A 16,918-nucleotide genomic window follows, 5' to 3' on the forward strand; every position below is an offset into this window, starting at 1 on the left:
CGTCGTGCCGCTCCGTGTCAGTGCCGCGCCTCAGTCGGACGAGCCGGTGCCGCGCGGTCGCTCGATACCGTACGCCTCCATCCAGCGATACAGCGTCGCGCGCGACACGCCGAGTTCGCGCGCCGAAGCGGCGACGCGCCCACGCGTGCGCAGCAACGCGGTTTCGATCGCCTCGCGCTCGATCGACTTGCGGATGTCGGCCACCGACGGCGACGCCGCGTCGAGACAGTATTCGAGCTCGAGATCCTGCGCGGTGATCAGGCGCCCTTCCGTCATCACGACCGCCCGGCGCACGCGGTTGATCAGCTCGCGGACATTGCCCGGCCAGTCGTGCTTGTAGAGCGCCGTGATCGCATCCGTCGAAAACCCGCGCACGCGATGGCGCGCATCGCCGCGAAAGCGTTCGAGCATGTGGTGCGCGAGCAGTTCGATGTCCTTGCCGCGTGCCCGCAGCGGCGGCTGGTCGATGCGCATCACGCACAGACGGTGGAACAGGTCGGCGCGAAAACGCCCTTCCTCCATCGCATCGCGCAGGTCGACGTGCGTCGCCGACACGATCCGGACGTCGACCGGCACCGGGTCGCTGCCGCCAAGACGGTGAATCGAACGCTCCTGCAGAAACCGCAGCAGGCTCGCCTGGCTTTCGTGCGGCAGGTCGCCGATCTCGTCGAGCAGCAGCGTGCCGCCGTTCGCGGCTTCGACGTAGCCGATCTTGCGCGCGTTCGCGCCGGTAAACGCGCCACGCTCGTAGCCGAACAGTTCCGATTGCAGCAGGTGCGGCGGAATCGCACCGCAGTTGACCGCGACGAACGGGCCGTTGCGCCGCTCCGAATGGCGGTGGATCGCCAGCGCCGTCAGTTCCTTGCCGGTTCCCGTTTCGCCGAACACGAACACCGGTGCGTCGGTGCGCGCGAAACGCCGCACCGTATCGAACAGCCGCAGCATCGCGCTGCAGGTGCCCACGATGCCCTTTTCCTCCGATTCGAGCTGTTCGCGATCGCGCGCGAACAGGCATTCCATGCCGTAGGCATGGCCGACCGTATCGGCGATCCGCTGATGCGACGCCGGCAATGTCACGTAATCGAAACAGTAGTCGCGCAACAGCGCCCGCACGTTCGGCGACGCGGTCTGGCCGACATCCACGAGCGCCACCCAGACGACGTCGCGCATCGACGCGCAGGTCGACGCGATGCTGCCGATCGCATCGGCGTGGCCGCCGCTCAGATCGAGAATGCCGCACGTAATTTCGCCGGACGTGTCGCGCAGCTCGCTCGCATGGGCGACGACCGACACTTTCCAGTCGCGGCGCGACAATTCCTTTCGCAGCATCACGGACGGCGATTGCGTCCAGTAAATCAGCGGACGCTGCCCGTTACCGCTCCCCGCGCCGGCGCTCTTATCGCGCGTTATTGGCATATTCATAACGAACCATCACTTTCTGCACTCCGCGAACCGTTCGCGTGCGCTGCGGCCGGCGGCGCATGGCCGCCTTTCCGCGCTGCGTTTCCGCAGCTTTGGCGAAGATCGAAACTGCACACGGCGAGAACCCCCGGAGGTCGAGCCGGATGTCATCCGGCCTCGTTGTCATCGAACTCGAACGGAATGCGCGGCTGCGGGAGCCACAACATTCCGGCTTTGAAGCGACCCGCCGTCAGGCGGGGCACGTCGGCAAACGGAAATTCCGTCCGCATGTGCGTCGCGTCGTACACGACAGTCGCGCCCGATGCTGAACCGGAGGGCCGCCAAACCGCGCCCGGATTGACCGCCCCATTTCATCCGCACCTGAATTTACACCCCGTTTCGAGATGACCTTGTTACCAAAAGATAAACCTGAATCAGTCGGTTACGCTGCCCGTGGCCGCGCGCTCCGCGCGTTTGACCACTGAGATTTGATTATCTCTGACCATTCCCGTCAATCAGTGGCAAATACTACTTTTCTGCAAGATTGATTCCGTCGATTGCCCGCGATTTCCATCGAAATCTCCCCAAAACCGCAGTACCGTGCTTCCCGGATCGCATAATCGCGCGCACCGCCGGGTAGCCATCCCGCCTTGCGGCCGCGTACGGACCGCCCGGCCGTTACACGTCGTAATCAGCGGCGTCACCCCGCGCCGGCGCTTTTCGGCGAATTCCCGCCGGCCGGCGTGAATGCCGCGCGCCGGCACGCGCGTCGTGCGGTGCAGCATGAGGGCCATCCTTTCTCGCCGGACCGGATGACCCGCGCGGTTCGAACGGAAGCAGACGCACCGCAGAGCGCGACACCCATACATGCGCGCAAGCGGCAGCATACCGCCGGCCGGACGTGTGCACCGCGCAGGTGCGCACGATTCCAATGAAATGCCGCGAGGCCTCATGAACCGGCCTGCGCGAGGCAATCAACGACGAACCGGTGCCCGACGCCGTCATGCACGAGCGCCCATCGTGAACTCGCAATCGTCGGTCCCGCGCCCGGCGCCCGGTTCGTGCGCGATGTCCTCCGGCCGCGCTTCGCTGCACGCCGCCACGATGAATCAATTATGAAAAGGCACCGGCCCCGACGGTGTGTGCTACCGCACATTGCGACGCTCGCGCGTCGCGAACATCGCCTCGCATCCCGCGCCCGGCGTGCGAATCCGGAGCGTGAGTAGGCTTTCGAACAGACCGCCGGACCGTGCTTCCGGATGATGAAGATCGCCGCGCCGCACGGAACGATCGCGTCCGTGCGGCGCGACGTGCCGAAGGCATCACGCGAGGACAGCATCATGGAATGGCATTGTTGTGAATTCGAACATCTGAGCGCCGTCGATCTCTATGCAATCCTGCGCGCGCGCAACGCCGTGCTGGTGGTCGAGGATGCCCACACGCATCTCGACATCGACGGCAAGGACGCGGGCGCGCTGCACGTCTTCGCGAGCGTGCACGACGGCGACACGACGGAAGTCGCCGCGTACGCGCGCATCCTGCCAGGCGACGACATCGATCCTGACGTCGTGATCGACAAGGTGCTGACGAGCGAAAGCTGCCGCGACGACGACACGCTCGAGCGGCTGATCGGGCGCGCGCTCACCGCCGCGCAGGCCGCATGGCCGGACACCGCGGTGCGCACGCACGTCCCTGCGCCGCGTCAGGCGTTCTACAAACGGTTCGGATTCCGCAAGGCCTACGGCCCGTATCTCGAACAGGGTGCGCCGTTCGTCGGCCTGGTCCGGTCGGCCGACCGCGCCGCCGGCGCGCTGCGTCACCTGCTGTCGCGGGCCGTTTCGGTCTCGCGCAACGACGACTCGCGCGCCGACGGCCGCGCTCACACCCGGCTACCCGCCGATACCGGAGCGAACCGATGACCCGCACCCTTCATCCGGTTCCCGAGCCCGATCTGCCGAGCATCCTGCCGGTGATCCTCGCCGGCGGCTCCGGCACGCGGCTGTGGCCGCTGTCGCGCGAACAGTATCCGAAGCAGCTGATCGAGCTGGTCTCGAACGAATCGCCGCTGTCGGCAACCGCGCGCCGCCTGAACGGCATCGCGAACGCGTCGCTCGGCGATACGCTGCTGCTGGTATGCGGCGAACAGCATCGCTTCATGAGCGCCGAGCAGGTGCACGGTCGCTCGGCGCCCGCCCGCATCCTGCTGGAGCCTGCCGCGCGCAACACCGCGCCCGCGCTGACGCTGGCCGCGTTCGACGCGAGCGCGCTCGCGGACGATCCCGTGCTCGCCGTGATGCCGGCCGACCACGTGATCGTCGATGACGGCGCGTTCCAGGATGCGGTCGCGCGCGCGGCGCGCTACGCGCAGGAAGGCGCGATCGTCACGCTCGGCGTGCTGCCGCGTCGCGCGGAAACGGGCTACGGCTACATCCAGGTCGGCGAGCCGCGCTCCGGCCGCCACGGCAGCCAGGGCGGCTACGCGATCGGGCGTTTCGTCGAAAAACCCGACGCGACGCTCGCCGAGCGTTACCTGCAATCGGGCGACTACTGGTGGAACAGCGGGATCTTCGTCACGCGCGCATCGGTCTGGCTGAAGGCGATCGGTGCGCTCGCGCCGGACATCCACGCGGCCTGCGAGACCGCGTGGCGCGCGGGTGTCGCCGACGATCCGTTCTTCCGGATCGATGCGGCGGCCTTCGACGCGTGCCCATCGGATTCGATCGACTATGCGGTGATGGAGCGCCTCGCGGAGCATGGTGAACTCGGCATCGAAGGCATCGTGGTGCCGCTCGCGGCCGGCTGGTCGGACGTCGGCACGTGGGACGCGATCTGGGAAATCATGCCGAAGGACGACGACGGCAACGTCGCGCGCGGCCCGATCGTGTTCGAGGATACGCAGGACAGCCTCGTGCGCTCGGAAGGCCGCCTCATCGCATGCGTCGGGATGAAGGACGTCGTCGTGATCGAGACGGCCGACGCGGTGCTGGTCGCGAACAAGCACGACGTGCAGCGTGTGAAGAACATCGTCGCGCGCCTGAAGACCGACCAGCGACCACAGGCGAGCGAGCATCGCAAGGTGCAGCGGCCGTGGGGCCACTACGATTCGATCGATTTCGGCGAGCGCTTCCAGGTGAAGCGGATCGTGGTCGAACCCGGCAAGCGGCTGTCGTTGCAGATGCACTATCACCGCGCCGAGCACTGGATCGTCGTGCGCGGCACCGCGAAGGTGACGCGCGGCACTGAAACATTCCTGCTCGGCGAGAACGAATCGACGTACATCGCCGTCGGCGAAGTGCATCGACTCGAGAATCCCGGCCGGATTCCGCTCGAAATCATCGAGGTGCAGTCGGGCAACTATCTCGGCGAGGACGATATCGTTCGCTTCGAGGATCAGTATGGGCGGGCGGTCGAGGCACTGCCGGCCCAACAGACATAGCGGATACGACGCGCCGCCCGCGTCGCATGCGAACCCGATAGCGGTCGACGTCGTTCGCGACGCGCGTTCCGCCGTCGACCGGCAGCGCCGGGAATCAACGAGGCTGCCCGACGAGTTCGCGTACGCGCGGGAGCAACGACGTATCCGCACCGACTACGTCAGGCGCGACCGAGCGGGATTGAAGCGTCATCGCACACGGCCCGGATGTCGGGGAGTCGACCACGCAATCGTGCTTCGGGCCAACCCGTACCGGCATGCCGCCGATCCCCGACAGTTGATTGTCCGCGAGCCGGACCCCGGACACGTTCCCCCACAGGCGAATGCCGTCGAAGCGTGCTTGCGATACGCGATTGCCGACCACGGCCACTTGCGTCACCGCGCCGGACCACGTGCTGACCTCTATCGCGCCCTGCTGCGTGAGCGGGCGGGGATCGGTCCGGCCGGTCGCCGTCTGGATGTTCGCAATCACATTATTCTCAATCCGGACACCGGACGCGCCGTAGGTTTGGAAGCTGTCCTCCTGTGCGACGAGAATCCCCGCGCTCACCTGTACGTTGCGTACGATGTTGTTCGAGATCGTCACGTCCGCGCCACCGACCACCGTAATTCCGCGCCCCCACGTGTTGCCTTCGAGCGAGTTACGCGTGATCAGCACGTTGCGGCTCAGCACCCCGTCGCCGCGGTAGCTCACCACGGCAATCATGTCGTCACCGGTGTCACGCACGACATTGCCTTGAACCAGCACGTCGCGTGCACCATGCGTCATGTGAATGCCGTCGGCAAGCGTCGACAGTACCTCGTTTCCGACGATCGCGACGTCCGAGCCGCCAAACACGAAAATGCCGGCGCTGGCACCGCCTTCGACGACGTTGTCGAGCACCTGCACGTCGTGCCCCGTGACCTCGACCTTGGTCGACTCCCGCGACGCGAGACGCGTCGTGCCGGTGCCCTTGAGCCGGAATCCGACCAGCGTCGTACCGTCGCCCCGCATCTCGATCGTCTGGTCACCCGGCCTGGTCGCCGTCAGCGTCGCGCCGTACCCCGACAACACGACATGCGGCCGCCGCACGATCAACGAACGGCCGACCACATACCGCCCAGGCGCGAACACCAGTCGCTGCCCGGGACGCAAGCCGTCCAGCACGCGTTGCAGCTCATCCGCCTGATCGGCCGAGCCGGAAGCGGGATAAACGTACGCATCCGGCACCTCCTCATGCCGTGTACCTGATGTGGACACGCCGGGCGCCGCCACGGCGCACCCAGGCCACCACAACCCACCAGCCATGAACATGCCGGCGATCACGGCGCATACGCGAGACAGGCATCGTGAAGCACGCATAGTGAATCCGTTCCCTCGAACAATCTGGCGCACGGCGCTGGCACGCGCGCTCGAACAACCGCTTTCGCGGTAGACATGATTCATGCCGGCTGCCTGGACATCGATCGCTCCCGGCGATGGCAACCGGCTGTATTCCGGCCAACCGTCGAGCGCCGCGCAGACCGGCGACTCCGTTGAAACGAACGGAACGGCGCCTTCCATTGGACCATTCGATCCGGGCGGCCCTCGGTGCGTCAGCACACCAAGATATCCGGCACCAGCTCGACGTGATGCCGTGCCATTCCACGATGCGTTACGCGTACATCGCGCGAATACCCGCACGACAAATCGCTCGACGAATGTCGTCAGACAGCAGCCGCGATCGACTAATCCCTCCGTCGGTAAGCCATCGCACCCAGCGCGTCGCGCATGCGCTGCACAATGACTCAAGCACCGGATGTACGCCACGGCAGGTACTTTCGGTCGCGTGATCTCGCGTGGCTGTGGCCCGATCTCAACCTGCATCGACGCCACCTGCGGCGCCAGCCGATCACGCACCTTTGCCCCCCGGCGCGACGGATTCAATGTTCTCGATCTTCATGGATTCACAAATTAGGAATCCATATCTCATCGGCATGGCATTGCATCTGCGCAACCGTCCGGCAATTTGACAATCCGCCGTCCAACCACTTTCACGGCGAGCGATGAAAAACGCGATCGAACCGACAGGCCGAAAGATGACCACAAAAAAGATCGTTCATATCGCCGAGGCGTTCGGTGGCGGCGTGCTGTCGATGTTGACCCAGCTTGCCAACCATGCCGCGGCGGCCGGCATCGACGTAACGGTACTGCACTCGATTCGACCGGAAACACCGGCCGATTTCTCGACGCTGTTTCGGCCTGACGTGAAGCTGATCCACGTCGACATGACTCGCGAGGTCAGCATCCGGCAGGATCTGCTGAGCGTACGCGCGCTGGTCAGGATTCTTCGCGACTGCAGACCGGCCGCGATTCATCTGCATTCGTCGAAGGCCGGTGTGCTGGGGCGTCTCGCTTCGAGGATTGCCGCCCCCGATGCCAGGGTCCTCTATTCGCCTCACGGGCTTTCGTTCCTGCGCTTCGACATTTCGCGCATGCGGCAAAGCGCCTATCTGAACTTCGAACGCATCGCCGCGCATATCGGCGGCACCATTGTCGCTTGCTCGGGCAGCGAACTCGGCGAGATCAAGGAAAAGGTCCGCGCCAAATCGGCCGTCCTCGTGGAAAACGGTGTCGATGTTGCCGAGATCCTGCCCCGCCGAACACGAGACGATGGCAAAACCGTGATCGGAATGAGCGGTCGGGCATCGTTTCAGAAGAACCATCATGCATTCGTCGAACTCGCCGCCAAACTGCGGCGCGCCGACGTCGACTTCCTCTGGATCGGCGGCGACGCCAACGAGATTCCGGATCCGCGCCAGGGCAAGGCCGTCATCTGCAGCGGCTGGGTGACTCGCGCGCACGCGCTGGCACTCACGTCGGGACTGGACATCTATGTCCAGACCTCTCGCTGGGAAGGCATGCCGGTCGCATTGATCGAGGCCCAGGTTGCTGGCATCCCGGCCGTGGTGACGGACGTCGTCGGCAATCGCGATGTGGTGGTTCACGGCGTGACCGGATATGTCGCGTCAAGCGTCGACGAGATGGCCGCGTATCTGACCAAGCTGCGCGACGACCGGCAACTTCGCGAAAAAATGGGTGCCGCGGCCCGAACGCGGGCGGTTCAAAGGTTTTCGATGAACACGGTCTTCCGGCAGTGGCACGCCTTGTACGGTCTGGATACCGTCGAGTCTCACGCCGGTACTCGCGGTTTCGAACCGGTTGCCCTGGATCACATCAAGGCCCGATTCTGAATTCGATATGCAATGATGGACATGACCGCTTTCAAAAAACCGAAACAGCTCCTTTACAACGGTCGATTTACGACACAGAAGACGACCGGAGTGCAACGAGTGGCGCGCGAGCTGATCGCCGCGCTCATCAAGTTTCAGCCGCAAGACCCGGTGACCCTCCTTATGCCTCCCCAGCCTGGCGTCGAGGTGAATGGAGCGCGGACCGTCAAGGTCGGCATTCACAAAGGCGTCGTCTGGGAGCAACTGGTCCTGCCGTTTTTCGCCCGCTCCGGGCGCCTCGTCAATCTCGGCAATTCGGCGTCCATTTTCATCCGCAACCAGATCATCTACATGCATGATGCGGCGGTATTCGACACGCCTGCACATTTTTCGCGGTCGTTTCGGATGTGGTACCGGATCATGTTCTGGATCCTGGCGAGAACCTCCGCTTGCGTGCTGACCAATTCCCGTTTTTCACGGGATCGCCTCGCGTACCACTGCGGTATCTCCACCGAGAAAATCAGCGTCGTTCCGCTCGGGGCGGATCACCTCGACTCGCTGGAGCCCGACGCGAGCGTGCTCGACGCACATTCGCTGACGCCGAACCGGTTCGTGCTCGCGGTCAGCAGCATGAATCCCACCAAGAACTTCGGCCGGCTCATCGCGGCATTTCGGCAACTCGACGATCCGTCGGTCGATCTCGTCATCGTCGGGATGAGAAACACGACCGTGTTCGGCAACCAGGATCATGTAGCGGCGGCAGAACCGAACATCAAGTACGTCGGCTACATCAGCGACGAGCAACTGAAGGCGCTGTATCAAAATGCGGTTTGCTTCCTGTATCCGTCAATTTACGAAGGTTTCGGTATTCCGCCCCTTGAAGCGATGCGATACGGCTGTCCGACGATCGTCGGAAAAGCCGCGGCGCTACCGGAGGTCTGCTCCGATGCGACGCTGTACTGCGATCCATATTCGCAGGACGACATTGCGGAAAAATTGCGGCGCCTGCTGGATTCCGACGATCTCAGAGCCGAGCTCAAGCGGAAGGGAATCCATCACGCGGAAAAATATTGCTGGAGCAAAAGCGCAAAAATGATGACGGAAATATTCGAAAGGCTGTAGGCGATCGACACAAGTCGTCGCCATGACCGAGGCCGCGAGCCGCGTCATACCCCGCCGCGCTCGCGCCTGCGGTCGTCGCAATCAAGACACGCACCGTCGCCCTGCCTCGCAATCGTCGTGACGGCAGCGCAACCTGTCGCCTCGCGAACCGCGTTACCTCGATCTCGCCGGCATGTTGATCAGGCCAACCCGTTCGCGGAAAAGCACGTACATGAGTACGACGGCCACCGTCGTTTCGACCATCAAGACGGCAATGGCGGCCCCACGCTCCGCAAACAGCGACGCAAGCGGCGGCAGTATCGTGACGTTCAGCAAGCCGGACGAGATCAGAATGGTGCTGAAGACACGCTTCATGCCCAGCGGCAGCATCGTTTGAACGCCAAAGAGATCGGTCATGCATGCCATGAACGGTACCAGGGCGAGACAACGCAGTACGGCGACTGTCGGCTCGAACGTGGTTCCGTACAGGATCCGGACGGCGAGCGGCGCGAACTCGTAGATCGTTGCCGACATTGCGAGCACGAGCGCGCCCTGCACGACAATCAGCTTGCGCAGGAACGCAAACGCTTCGTCACGTGCGTTATGCATCAGGTAAGTGATATGCGGGTATGTCGTTGCCCTCAGCGGCTGCAGCATGCCGACAGCGGCACGGATCAGCTTGTCGCCGGCGGCAAAATAGCCTGCGGCGACGTGACCGGAAACGATACTCAGCAGGACGGTGTTGGTCGATGCGTAGAACGAGATCGACGTCGACGCGAGGAACACCTGCGTGCCGCCTTTCAACGCTTCGGTAATATCGGCGAACCGCACGCGGACACGCGCGATCTCACGGCAAAAAAACAGGTAAGCAAGCAAGGTAGCTCCGCAGAGCAATGGCACGGCCGCGTTGATGGCGACCGCGTACAGGATATCGTCCGGGGTGCGAACCCACAGGAAGAAGGCGGCGACGCTGAGTGCGCGATATCCGACCACCGTCATGCTGAACACGCTCAGTTTCTGAATGCCCTGAAAGTACCACCCTGGCGTAAGCGCGGCGCCGATTGCCATCCCGAATTCGAGCAGCAGCGCCGTGCGCTCGGCCTCGAAGTACGGAATCAATGACGTCATCGCAACGAGTACTGCGAAGCCCGCGATGGTTATCAGCCACTGCGCGCTGATGGTCGTCCAGAAAATGCTCGATCGCTCGACCTTGTCGCGCGCAAGCGCGACACGCGGCGTTGCCGTCAGGTCGAAGCTGTAATTCACCAGATTGATGAAATACGTGGTCACCGCGAGCACGAACGACAGCCGACCGTACTGTTGAGGGCCGAGCACACGGGTCAAGAGCGGCAGCGTGACGAGCGGCACGACGTACGTCGAGATCTGCAACGCAAACAACATGGCGAAGTTTTTTCGAACGGCGGTCATCGTGCTTTCTTGACTGAAGATGGACAGTGCATCGCCTGTCAACAGGCATGCACGCGCGGTGCATGCTGGTCGATGCCGAGTGCAGCATACAGAGACGACGCGTAGCAATCGACCGAGTAACGCGACCAGTCGTAGCGACGTGTGCCGTCGTCGAGGTGGGCGCGTAGCGCGTCGATTGCCCGCGAGAACGCTTCGGGGGTGTTGCGATAGAGGATCTTGTTGCCGATCTCGTCGCCAAACGTCGACAAACTTCCGATGTCGTTCACCAGTACCGGCAGGCCCAGGACCGCGGCTTCGACTATCACGAGGGGGGCGTTTTCCACCCAGATCGACGGAAGCACAAGCGCGTCGTGCGTCGGCAGCTCGGCGAACAGCGCGGCATGGTCGAGACGGCCGGCAAAGCGCAGCCTTCCGTCCTTGACGAGGCCGGCGTGGCATTCCTCGAGACGAGCGCGCTCCGATCCTTCGCCATAAACGGTAAGCGATGCAATCGCTTCACCGGCGGAATCGGCCATCAGCGCGAGAAACGGCGCCAGGCCCTTGTCCTCTTCGATACGACCGACGAACGCCAGATCCAGACGCGCGCGCTGCGCCGGTTTCGGTGCGCGGGGAACCAATGCCGCGTCGATCGGATTCGATAGCAGCGTGGCGCGGGTGCGCCCGAATCGCGCGATCAGGTCGCGCATGAACGGGCTTGGACACAGGATTTCGTCGAACAGGCCGAGCGGGTCGAAAAGCGCATTGACCGTGTGCCAATGCAACTTCTTCACGACGTCGTGGAGAATGCCGTGCGGACTGGCGACAGAGACGAAGCGCCGGACGCCGTGCAGCTGGTCGAGCGACAACGGCTTCGTCTGCCCGCCGGAATAGATCTGCAGGCTCGGATTGTAGAACACGAGATGGTAGTCGTGCGCCGTCATGTACAGGCTACACCCCGAGCGCCGCTTGTAGCGGGCAAGCACGGGCAGGATCGCGCTCGACAGGCGATTGTGATAATTGTGTACGAGAATGCGTTGTGGCCGAAACCGGTCGAGCAGCGCGCCGAGCGCATGCGCAGTCGCACGCGACCACACACGGGCGCGCCGAATATTTTCGTCCCCGGGCAGCGCATGCTCGTCGAAGGTTTCGACCGACACGTCATTGCGTGCGCGCAGCACGTCGACGGACATTCGGTATACCTCCTCCGCGCCTCCCTTTCGAACGAAGTCGTTGATGACCAACACGCGCATCACGCCGGGCCTCGACGTGCATCAGGCCCGAAGTTCAACGCCCCGTCATCGTCTTCGCGTCGAGACGCGATCTGCGCAATATCACAGACCGCTTGCAAACAGTAAAATTTACGCAATTTCCGGCAGTCGTGGCAAGTTCGTTTCATCGGCATTCCTGAGCGGAGCCACGGCGCTACGTGCGTCTGGCGAGTGGCCCTGTGAAACACTACGTCGCTACGATAACGTACCGGAAACGACGAATCTGTTCGCATGGTCACTCAGAACCGGTTCACCCTACCTGCCCGGCGGCAACGGTACCGCTGCGACCTAGAGTGTCGATTCGGTGCGCCGCTTGCGTGAATGCGACGCCATCAAATGTTTCGTTTTCTCCGGTGCCGCCAGCTCTGCCGGCGCCCGCCAACCGGCAAGCAGCCCAGTACACCGGTCGATGACATATTGCGCGGCAGCAGTGCCGTACAATGAATGATCGACGGCATCCCGCAGATCGACCGACATGTTCGGCAAACGGGCAAACGCACGCGAAGCAGGGCCGAAATGCCGTACCAGCGTATCGACACCGGGATCGAACGTGCCGTAAATCAGATGGGTGCGAATGCCGCGCGCCGACATGTCGCGCAGCAATCCTCGCGGCGTATCCTTGCCCGGGCACCACCCGACCCGTTCCGCGGCACGCATGACCGGCACCCACATGAAATCTGCGACGAAGCGCGTTAATCCGCGCAGAACCGGACGCAGATCACGACCACTGCGCAGCAGGCGACGCCACTTTCCAATACTGCGCAACGATGCCAGATAGCCTCGCATCGAATTCGTCTGATTCTTGATCACGTTCGCGAGCGTCTCTCCGCGAGGCCACACGAAAACCGGGAGATTGATCGCGATCGCGCCGGCAAGCTGCCCGCTCGACGCGGCATGAAGCGACGTGTACGCGCCGGAGCAAATCCCGAATGTGACAACCTTGTGATGCCCGGCCTCTTTCAGCCACTCTGCCGCCGAAACCATGTCGGTGATCACCTGATCCGAATACGGGATGTCCGATTGATCGTCACGCGCATGCGTGCCGCTGTCGCCGATTCCGCTCGCATCGATCCGCAGGCTGCAGATGCCTTGCGCGGCGAGCGACCGGGCCAGCCGGACGGCGAAACGTCCGTCCGCGACGCGCGAATTGGCCGCCGTATTCGTGATCAGGAGCGTTGGCGCGGCGGCCCGCATGATGTCTTCGGTCGGCTCGCACAGCACCCCGACCAGTTGCCGCGGTCCCACGCGAACGATTCGTTCGACGCTCCCTTGTCCCGTGAGTACCACGCCGGGGTCGAGGCATCGCGCGGGCGCGTTGACGGCCGGCTCGGGATCGTCGTCGAACCAGCCCGCAATCGTGTCGAGCAATGCCGCCGGCCACCGCGACCAGTGCGGCTCTCGCATTGCGGCCGCCCAGTCCGCGCATGCATGAACGCTGACCGCGACACCACGTGCCTGCAACGCGTCCGATAGCATCGCACTGTCGCCGTACGGTGCATCGACAAGCAATGCGCGCGCCGGCAACGTGCCCGATTGACGGGCAGCCTGCAACAGATCGATACGCCGAAGCGCGTCGACCAGATCGTCGGGGTACGTGTGTCCGAGTATGTTCAGGGGTTTCTCGTCGCGAACCGCGCCTCGCACGGTCGGCGGGGCGTTGTCGAGCCAATGTTGCGCGACGACGGAGAGCTCGCGGAGGTAGCCGCGACCGCGCACGACGGGCGCAAGCGCGACGAAACGCGTAAGCCCGGGGATGCCGTCCGCGGCGAGAAGCGCCACGGCCGCGCCGGCACGCACCCCGATGAGCGTCAGACGGTCCAGCGCGACGCGCTCTCGCAACGCGTGTACGGCGGATCGAACGCTACCGAGCATCTGGCCGAAGCGACCGGGATCGCTTTCGTCGCCGAGCGAATCGCCACTTGCCGGGTAATGAAAGCGCAGCACAGGAAAGCCGCGCTCCGAAAGATGCTCGGCGAGTGAACGCACGAGTTTGTGAAGCCAGAGTGCTTCGTGACCGAGCGGCTCGCAAATGACGATGCCGTGTGTTCGGGTGCCCTCGTGAAGCCAGCCGACGCATCCATCAAACTGGACAGGTGTCATGGTCTTATCCTTGTTTTAATAAACGCTAGTGAAATCCGTTACAGGGCGTGTTCCCCGTCAATCGCCCGGGACCAACCGATATCCGTTTCATGCCGACTCCAGCATCCCCCGGAAGATATCGGGCGCCGTTTCCCGCTCCCGCGAACCATCCGCGTTTGATCTTTTCCAACCGGCCCTGGTGCCGCGGGCCGATCTGCGCCAATCAAGCGTCAGCCATCAGCCTCGCCGGAGGCAAACAGATTGCTTCTCCGGCGCGCGGTGAGCGTACGCGCAAACTGCACAAACGGTGCTTCGCACAACCGATAGCCGGCCCAAGACAACGGAATCAAAGGCAGGATCGGTACGATCATGTAGAGACCGAGCGGCCAACCAGTAATGTGGAAACGCTGGCACAACCAGAACATTGCAAACAGCGGAAGGCTATGCAGCAAGTAGATCGAGTAACTGATCTCGCCGAGCCATGAAAGCAGGCGAATGCGGAGCTTCAGAATCGTCGCCAATGCGGTGAACATCACGATGCCGATGAAGTAAGCGAGCGAAGTCGGAAAGTGCTCCATGTTGTGATGTCGCCAATCGCTGAGCGCCCCCATCAGCGCGACACTTGCCATCACCGCCGTCAGGCCGGCTGCCGCCGATCGGTAAGTGATCGCGATTCGGCCCGGAGCACCACGCCACGGCCATCCCGCGCGCAGCAATTTGAGAGGCGTGTCGTATGCCTGGCGAAAGCACGCGCCCCAAAACATGATGCCGAGATGATATGGCATGGTCTTGTATTCGCTGGGCATACCGGCCGGAGCGAGTTTCAATCCGACGATCATCACGAACAGCCCTGTCAATCCGATACTGACAACGCACAGACAGAACATCCGGTGAAGTACGCCGCTCCAGAACAGGACCAGACACAGCCCGTAAAAAACCAGTTCTGTCTCCAGCGTCCAACCATGCGGCAATATCAGGCTCTCTCCGAATGCGGCGGGCATCATGGTGACGTTCGCGACGATTCCATCGACATCCATCTTTTTATCGAACAGATACCAATGGACAAAATATCCCAAAGGCAGCGCCAACCAGTAAGCCGGGTATAGCCGGAAGAATCTTCGAACGAGAAACCGCTTCGTTCCCGCACCAACCTCCCCGTGCAGGCTGCTTGGAATCAGCATGCCGCTGATCGCGAAAAACACCACCACGCCAACACGCCCGAAATTCATGGAGCGCTGCAGCGTGTCGAGCATGTATTGCGAGCCCGCCAGCGGAGCGAATCGCTCGGCATAGTGCGTCCATATGACGAGTATCACCGCAACCGCGCGCATGGCATCGACATGGTGAAATCGCTTCGAATCGTTCGAGTGGGACATGGCTGAAATAGTAAAAACCGGGGTGTCTCGTCACGACTTTCCGGCGCTGCGATCGAAGTCGAATCCATCGCCCGTACGTTCGCGACGCGACATCCACGCTCGACGCATCGACCGAAACGGTTCCGGTCGTCGACATCGCCCTCGTTTCGCGCGACGACCCAGGCGCATGCCGCCTCAGCTCGCGCCGGAATGCTTCCGGTCGATCACGTACCACCAGGCCAGCGCGGCCAACGCATAGAAAGCCGTGCGCGAACCGAACATCATCCAGTAATCGCCTTGCTGAACGGCAAAGGTCGCATACGAAAAGACCTTCGCCATCAGCCACAACATCACAACCCCGCCACGCATCGTGACCAGGATCTGCAACGCGGCCAGCGCGCCGTACACGACGCCGGTCATCGCGACGAAGGCCGCCCCCCCGGCATAACCAAACCAATACACCGGCACCGCCATGTTTCCCATCGTGAACGTGACGTCGTCGAAGATGTAGGCCTTGAGGAGCTGAGGCTCCATATACGAAACCATCAAGTCACGCAAACCACTCGGTTGGGAATCGTCGAAAAAGGTCGGCATCGTCCAGGAAGCGAGAGAGTTCACGAAACGCCAAAAAGCAGCCGCGCCACCCAGCGCCGGCGCCGCGAACATGCGCGCATCACCGTCCACCACGTACCACGGCTGCCCCTGCAGCAAAAAGCGCGACGAGATCACATCGGCCACTTCCAGCCCCTGCCCCCGGTAGGCGTAAATGATGGAAACGGTGCCGAGCAACAACGCCAGTCCCGCACCGATACCCAGATAACGCACGACCGGTTTGCCGTTCATCGCATGAATCGCGATGAACGGCGCCAGCGAGCACAGGCCGATATGCAGCACCGCCATGAACTGCTCCCCATGCAGCACGTTGAGCCCGAGATCGACCGCCATCGTGACGATCGCCAACCACCGGATGCGTTTATTGGAACTGGTGGCGATGGTGCCCAGCAAAAAACCCATGAAGGTCTGATTGTTCAGGAACAGATTGAACATCGCGCCGTTCGACGCGTCGTTGCGCAACGCATACCGGTTGATGCCGGTAAACAGCGAGAATCCCGACGTCAACCCCGCCAGCACACCGGTCACGATGATCGCGGCCGCAAGTGCGAACCCCATCGCCACGCTGACAGGTTGCAATGCAATCCGCGCCCTGATCGACTTGTGCGACGGGCGCTCATCCAGGAACCGGTCGAATGCAACGAGCGCACAGACGACAAAAACCAGATAGAACGAAAGGAGTCGGCTGAAAGCGCCGGTCGCCTCACCCGAGATATCGGTTTCCCGCAGGTATCCACCGTCCTCCAGTCCCACGCCGGCAAGAAATGCGGTCAGCCCGATCGCGAGCACATAGAGCACCGTCACGGCAAACACCGGACGATACTTGACCAGGACGACGAGCCCCGATGTTGCCAACAACAACGTGCATGTGGCGCTCTCCGCTTTCATTCCGAGCGCCGGCATCATCGCGTTGATCACAAATGCAAGCGCGAGTAGCGTCGATATCGTCACCCCGGTTGCGGATATGGGGCCGGTGACCGGTATCGCTCGCGTAGTCTTATCTATCATGCTGCAACCCGAAATTCGTTCCACCGGCGGCACCCCGGCCGAGCCTGCGCACGCCGCGGCCG

11 protein-coding genes are annotated in these 16,918 nt (G+C 63.0%); 4 read left to right on the top strand and 7 right to left on the bottom strand.

What is annotated here, in order from left to right; translation table 11 throughout:
* Positions 1–30: 30 nt before the first annotated feature.
* Positions 31–1,422, bottom strand: coding sequence for a sigma-54 dependent transcriptional regulator (locus DFS13_RS03850; protein WP_012493293.1), 1,392 nt, complete (start codon positions 1,420–1,422; stop codon positions 31–33).
* 1,319 nt (positions 1,423–2,741) lie between these two features.
* Here DFS13_RS03850 and DFS13_RS03855 point away from each other — a divergent pair.
* Positions 2,742–3,320, top strand: coding sequence for a drug:proton antiporter (locus DFS13_RS03855; RefSeq protein ID WP_012493292.1), 579 nt, complete (start codon positions 2,742–2,744; stop codon positions 3,318–3,320).
* Positions 3,317–4,837, top strand: a complete 1,521-nt coding sequence (locus DFS13_RS03860) for a mannose-1-phosphate guanylyltransferase/mannose-6-phosphate isomerase (RefSeq protein WP_006490764.1) — start codon at positions 3,317–3,319, stop codon at positions 4,835–4,837. The genes DFS13_RS03855 and DFS13_RS03860 overlap by 4 nt, the downstream gene beginning before the upstream one ends.
* 94 nt (positions 4,838–4,931) lie before the next feature.
* Here DFS13_RS03860 and DFS13_RS03865 read toward each other — a convergent pair whose 3' ends face one another.
* Positions 4,932–6,377 carry a right-handed parallel beta-helix repeat-containing protein gene (locus DFS13_RS03865; protein ID WP_080747311.1) on the bottom strand — a complete coding sequence of 482 codons (1,446 nt, stop codon included), beginning with the start codon at positions 6,375–6,377 and terminating at the stop codon, positions 4,932–4,934.
* 515 nt (positions 6,378–6,892) lie between these two features.
* Here DFS13_RS03865 and DFS13_RS03870 point away from each other — a divergent pair.
* Complete coding sequence (locus DFS13_RS03870; RefSeq protein ID WP_034202427.1) at positions 6,893–8,047, top strand: glycosyltransferase; 1,155 nt, start codon at positions 6,893–6,895, stop codon at positions 8,045–8,047.
* 21 nt (positions 8,048–8,068) lie between these two features.
* The gene (locus DFS13_RS03875) at positions 8,069–9,148 is read left to right on the top strand and encodes a glycosyltransferase family 1 protein (protein ID WP_006490756.1); all 1,080 of its coding nucleotides are present in this window, start codon (positions 8,069–8,071) and stop codon (positions 9,146–9,148) included.
* Positions 9,149–9,301: 153 nt separating this feature from the next.
* Here DFS13_RS03875 and DFS13_RS03880 read toward each other — a convergent pair whose 3' ends face one another.
* The 5 genes from DFS13_RS03880 to DFS13_RS03900 all read right to left on the bottom strand — a co-directional run bounded on the left by DFS13_RS03880 (position 9,302) and on the right by DFS13_RS03900 (position 16,856).
* Positions 9,302–10,555, bottom strand: a complete 1,254-nt coding sequence (locus DFS13_RS03880; protein ID WP_034202428.1) for an oligosaccharide flippase family protein — start codon at positions 10,553–10,555, stop codon at positions 9,302–9,304.
* A gap of 38 nt (positions 10,556–10,593) precedes the next feature.
* A complete protein-coding gene (locus DFS13_RS03885; RefSeq protein ID WP_034202429.1) occupies positions 10,594–11,784 on the bottom strand; it encodes a glycosyltransferase family 4 protein in 1,191 nt (396 codons plus the stop codon).
* A 306-nt stretch (positions 11,785–12,090) separates the two neighbouring features.
* On the bottom strand, positions 12,091–13,902 hold the full coding sequence (locus DFS13_RS03890; protein ID WP_034202430.1) for an alpha/beta hydrolase: 1,812 nt from the start codon (positions 13,900–13,902) through the stop codon (positions 12,091–12,093).
* A 209-nt stretch (positions 13,903–14,111) separates the two neighbouring features.
* Complete coding sequence (locus DFS13_RS03895; RefSeq protein WP_006490766.1) at positions 14,112–15,257, bottom strand: acyltransferase; 1,146 nt, start codon at positions 15,255–15,257, stop codon at positions 14,112–14,114.
* A gap of 174 nt (positions 15,258–15,431) precedes the next feature.
* Positions 15,432–16,856, bottom strand: coding sequence for a DUF6418 domain-containing protein (locus tag DFS13_RS03900; RefSeq protein ID WP_060212332.1), 1,425 nt, complete (start codon positions 16,854–16,856; stop codon positions 15,432–15,434).
* Positions 16,857–16,918 lie beyond the last annotated feature (62 nt).

The sequence above is a fragment of the Burkholderia sp. 28_3 genome (assembly GCF_003253915.1).
Taxonomy (GTDB): Bacteria; Pseudomonadota; Gammaproteobacteria; order Burkholderiales; family Burkholderiaceae; genus Burkholderia; species Burkholderia cenocepacia.